We start from the raw sequence: 5,153 nt of genomic DNA, 5'->3' as shown, positions 1-5,153 counted from the left end.
GTAACTACTCAGCCAACCCACATTTACGCCGATGAAAAAACAAATTTATCCGCGAATAACGCGAATTGCGCGAATAAGAAGAAAAAATTAGCGAAGATTCGCGTAATTCGCGGATAAAGGAACGATGGCTGAGTAGTTACATGAAATCGTTGTACAAAAAGCAAAGAATTTTGGGACGCGGATTCACGCGGATTTTCGCGGATAAGAAAAATATCCGCGTTCATCCGCGTCCAATAATTTGTTTAGTTTCGGCTTGTCCGAGTTAGGAGTACCATGCCTGATACCACTCAACTCAACGACCAAGCGATTCCCGAACGCGGCATCAAAAAACCGGAAGCGTTCGTCGAGCCGCCCGCGCCGAAACGCGCGATGGCGATCCAGGCGCATCCCGACGATCAAGAGTTCACCATCGCCGGGACACTCGCCAAATGGGCGCGCGCCGGGTGCGAGATTGTGAGCGTGTGCATCACGAGCGGCGATGCCGGCTCGAATGACAAGACTGAAGCGCACATGACCAAGCCGCAACTCGCGCAGATTCGCGAACAGGAACAGCGCGACGCGTGCCGGGTGCTCGGCGTTCAGCACGTCGAATTTTTGCACTACCCCGACGGCGTTTTGCAACCGACGCTCGAACTGCGCCGCGACCTCACGCGGCTTGTTCGCAAATACAAACCAGACGTCGTCGTCTGCGGCGATCCGACCGTGCGCTTTTACGGCAACAGTTACATGAACCATCCCGATCATCGCGTCGCCGCCGACGTGACGCTCGACGCGGTGTTTCCCTCAGCCGGTACGAAATTTATTTTTCCGGAATTGTTGATGGAAGGACTAGAGCCGCACGAGGTCAAAAAAGTTTTCGTTCACGGCGCGGAAAAACCGGAAACGTTCGTGGACATTAGCGGCGTGATTGACATCAAAATCGCCGCGCTCAAAGAACATCGCAGCCAACTGCACGATTGGGACCCCAGCCAAATGATTCGCGATTGGGCGAAGGACGAAGGCAAGGAACGTGGGATGGACGCAGTCGAGGGGTATCGGGTGATGATTTTGAAAGAAGACAAGCCAGTGGTCAGTGAACAGTGAACAGTAGGACAGTATTCAGTCTTCAGTATTCAGTTTCGTAGTTGATGAATGCGATAGAGATTATGCTTTGCTTGTGGATACAGACCTGTCAGGTCGCTTGCGCGAAAACCTGACAGGTCTCGGATTCCGAATCATTTTCTTGCCGTCAATCGAAAAACCTCATGGGGTTCGCCGTGTCTCTGGGATGCACTCAAGACGCACGGTACTCTTGCGAGCGAGGAGTCGTCGAGTATGAGTTTTTTTGCCAATCATCGAAACGCGCCGGCAATCAACCGCGTCGGCACGACGAGTTATCCAATGCTAGATGAACGGCACGGTTGTGTCAATGGATTTAAGGCGGGCATTACACTCTACACTGAGCCAGACTATCGCACTCCCGGCGTGCACGAGGACCAGGAAGGATTTGTCGTGCTAGAGGGTACGGGCTGGGCAAAAGTAGGCGACGAGGAATTTCGCCTCGAACCCGAGGTCTGTTTCATCGCGCCGGCGGGCACGCCGCACGCGATCAAGCGCGATGTGAATGTGCCGCACGTCAAGGTATGTTGGTTTCACGGCGCGGTCAAATAAACACGCGTCAACGAATCCTGACGTGGGCGCGAAGTGGAAACTGCCTCCATTCGCTCGGTCTCGTCTCGACGTTCGAGGACGTGAACGCGTTCAGCGAGTTTGCGCGCGGGTTGGTGGATAAGCGCGCGGGAGAAGTATAACAAGACCCGTCAGGTTTTTCAAACCTGACGGGTCTAATCTTGCGTACACATTTCAAAAGTGGTAGAAACCCCGGACGATGTTTACCCTGTACGGGTGAACCGCGGCGAACCGCCACGCTCCGCGCACCGTAGCCCGGACTTACTCTCTACCACGTCAGAATTCTAACATGCGACACACGTGCTGTCAACCCTCCCACAGTTGAGCGATTGGAAAAATGAAAATGCCCCAAGCCCTCCACCCTTGCGGACTACCCTGAAAGAGTTTCCGTGACATCATCACGGTTTTCGGGCTTGGTGGCATTTCTGACTCCATTATATCACAAAGCGTCAACCGACTCGTGCCCAACAAAACTAGGACAGATAAACATCGGCGGATATATTCAATCGCGCGCAGTATGAGTCTAGTACAAATCTCTTGTCGTTACGGCACGTTTGTATTCCACTCCCAGCGGCTTTAAGAGCGCAAAATGTTTTGCCCCGCATTCGATCTTCATCTGCTCAATGCCGCGTAGCAATTGCCAATCCAATGTGCCTTTGGTTTCGGCAACAAAGTAAACGCGCGAATCATGTTCCATCACCACCGCCCAATCGGGAATGTAATCGCCGATGGGCGTGTGGACGCGAAAGCCGCGCGGCAGTTTGAAGAAAAATTTGATGTGTTCGTCCGCCTCGCAATCGCGCGCAAAATTGCTTTCGATTTCGCTATCAATTGGAACGTAGTTGAAAGGCGTCTTGTCGGGTTTGCTGACGGCAAAGAGGTTTGCCAAGTACGTTTCGATTTCCTCGAACTTGAACAGAGCCATTTCATAGAACGCCCCGTTGATCTGTTCGTACTTGACGCCCTCGACCATCAGACTGGACAGGTTGCGGCGGATTGCGCCAACCACATTGTCCAAAAATAGTTGCGGATTGATTTCCAATTCTGCATAACGCCCCGATTGTTTCAAGATTTCGTAAATCGTATTGCGCGACACATCCAAGCGGTTTTGGATATAACCGTAGACATCGGGCAGAACGTAACGTGTTTCGCTGGCATATCGCACACCTGCATCGCGGAGCGTGCTCGTAACGCCCTCTTCGGTGAAATTCAAACGCGCGGTGTGCGCTTCGAGCATTGGCGGTTTTGTCAGCGGTACTTGTGTCAAGTCGGACAATTCGGCGACGGTACGGCGAATCAATTCCACCGTGTCGTATTCCACACGATAGCGCGTGTGGTGTTTGATGCGTTCCCAAATGTCGAACAGGAGCGGAAAGTTTTCGATCGTCAGTTCTTTGGTAAGGCGCACTTTTGCTTTATCACGCGCGTTCTTGATTCTGCCTTTGAACTCGACGCTGGTTTCTTCTTGAATCTCGCGTTGTAACGCGTCGGAAAAATCCTCGTAGGTTTCGTTCGCAACGACGGTCAACACGTTCGTATGCTTGTCTTGGACGCGCAATCCCGCACTATTCACGGGCAAACGTAGTCCACGCCCTATTTCCTGGCGTTTCTTGAGATCGCTTTTGGTTTCGTTGAGTGTGCAAATTTGAAACACGTTGGGATTGTCCCAGCCCTCGCGCAGTGCCGAGTGCGAGAAAATGAATTGCAACGGTTCATCCAAACTCAACAACCGTTCCTTCTCTTTCATAATCAAACTATAGGTGTCTTCATCCGCTTTGGTATTCTTTTCCCGCGAATCAACCCAGACTTGTTGTTTCTCTTTACCCGTGCCTCTCTTGTCCGACGAGAAATAGCCATTGTGAACTTGGTCAACCGAAAAGGGTATCAATCCACCGTGTTGTCTGGCGTAGCGCGCAAAAGCGGTTTCAAACCAAACGGCAAATTTCCCCTTGACGGGATTGCCGTCTGCGTCGTATTCGCGGTAATTGGCGACACGATCAATGAAAAACAGGGACAAGACTTTGATGCCGCGTGGTTGCAATCGCGCTACTTTTTCAAAGTGATGCTTGACGGTTTCTTCGATTTGATACTTGAGCACGTCGTCGGTCAACCCGCCTTGCGTTGCGCCTTCCGCAATAACTGCGCCGCCCGAAAATTCAATCGTCCCTTGCTCGGCGTTGATGTGATTGAGAATAAACCCGTTACGGTAAATGTCGCGCTCGCCTGATTTCTCGTACAAGTCATCGCCCAAGCCCAGCGTCACGTCCTTGGGCTTGACGCCGCCGCTTTCGTTCGCGTAAATCGTTACTTTGGCTTTGAGTTGCTTTTTGCCGCGTTCGATTTTCTTGAGTTGAATGTATGCCGCATTGTAGTTGCCATCGGCAGTAATGCCGTCCACTTCGATTTGCTTGACCAGCCCCAGGTCATACGCTTGGACTGGATTCAATGTATAAACCAGGTTGTACAAATTGCGATGCGTCGCGCTATAACGCAGTGTGCAAAGCGGATTGAGGTTGTGCAGTGCCGCGCGCCGCACTTCGGTTTCCATATTTTGCGGTTCGTCCACGATGACGATGGGGCAGGTTGCTTGCAGGTACTCAATCGGCTTGACGCCCGTCTCGCGCACGGTATTGATGACGTTGGTATCTTTGGTGAAACTGTCGATGTTGATGACGAGAATTTGAATCGCGTTCGATGTGGCGAAATTCCGTAGCGCCGTGAGGTTGCGGCTGTCGTACATCAAAAAGTTGATTGGCGGATTGCCGTACAAATCTTGAAAATGGTCGTGCGTGATTTCCAGATTCTTGACCGCACCTTCACGAATGGCAACGCTGGGAACGACGATGACAAACTTTTTGAACCCGTACACCTTGTTGAGTTCGTAAACCGTCCGTAGGTAAACGTAGGTTTTGCCTGTGCCCGTTTCCATTTCGACGGTGAAATTGAGCGGAATAAAATCGGTTGCGCCTGTTTCTGCATCCCTGATGTATTCGCATCGCTCTAGCGCGCTCGATAACGCGATGCCATTGCGAGTTTGCGCGGCGCGAATATTTTCAAGCAGTTGCGCTTGACTCAACACCAAGCGGTTGCCGATGCCTTTTTCGGTGAACGCGAGCGAAGACCCTTCCATGGCGAACGAGATTTCAAATTCGCCTTTGGCGAGTGGTTGTCCTTCAAAAACATCTACCACCGCACGGACGGCATTCAATTGGTATTCCTGGGAACTGTCGAATAAGAGTTTCATGGTTCAATTTTAGCCGCGAAGGACGCGAATTAACGCGAAAAATAATTTGTGAAGATTAGCGACATTCGCGACAGATGGGATTGAGCTAGCTGTCGTCTCGCCGCGGAATGTGTCAATAGGTTTGGTACAACTCTTTTCGGAATTTACTGAAGTGGTGCCGCCACCTCACCCGCTGGTTTGGGCGGATTGATCCAGACCGCCACAGGCAGTTGAGCCGGCACTGGTGGATGTTTCACGAACC

The 5,153-nt window shown here is 51.7% G+C and carries 3 protein-coding genes; 2 read left to right on the top strand and 1 reads right to left on the bottom strand.

Going from position 1 to position 5,153, the window contains the following annotated elements:
• Positions 1–273 precede the first annotated feature (273 nt).
• Together HY868_03995 and HY868_03990 are read left to right on the top strand one after the other, a co-directional pair.
• Positions 274–1,083, top strand: a complete 810-nt coding sequence (locus HY868_03995; GenBank protein ID MBI5301276.1) for a PIG-L family deacetylase — start codon at positions 274–276, stop codon at positions 1,081–1,083.
• Positions 1,084–1,314: 231 nt separating this feature from the next.
• On the top strand, positions 1,315–1,650 hold the full coding sequence (locus HY868_03990) for a cupin domain-containing protein (GenBank protein ID MBI5301275.1): 336 nt from the start codon (positions 1,315–1,317) through the stop codon (positions 1,648–1,650).
• Positions 1,651–2,191: 541 nt separating this feature from the next.
• Here the strand turns inward: HY868_03990 and HY868_03985 are convergent.
• Positions 2,192–4,912, bottom strand: coding sequence for a DEAD/DEAH box helicase family protein (locus HY868_03985; GenBank protein ID MBI5301274.1), 2,721 nt, complete (start codon positions 4,910–4,912; stop codon positions 2,192–2,194).
• Positions 4,913–5,153: the final 241 nt, after the last annotated feature.

It is taken from the genome of Chloroflexota bacterium (assembly GCA_016219275.1).
In the GTDB taxonomy this organism is placed as follows: Bacteria; Chloroflexota; Anaerolineae; order UBA4142; family UBA4142; genus JACRBM01.
The sequence above is the reverse complement of the archived record's forward strand: the minus strand, read 5'-3'. Positions and strand labels throughout refer to the sequence as shown.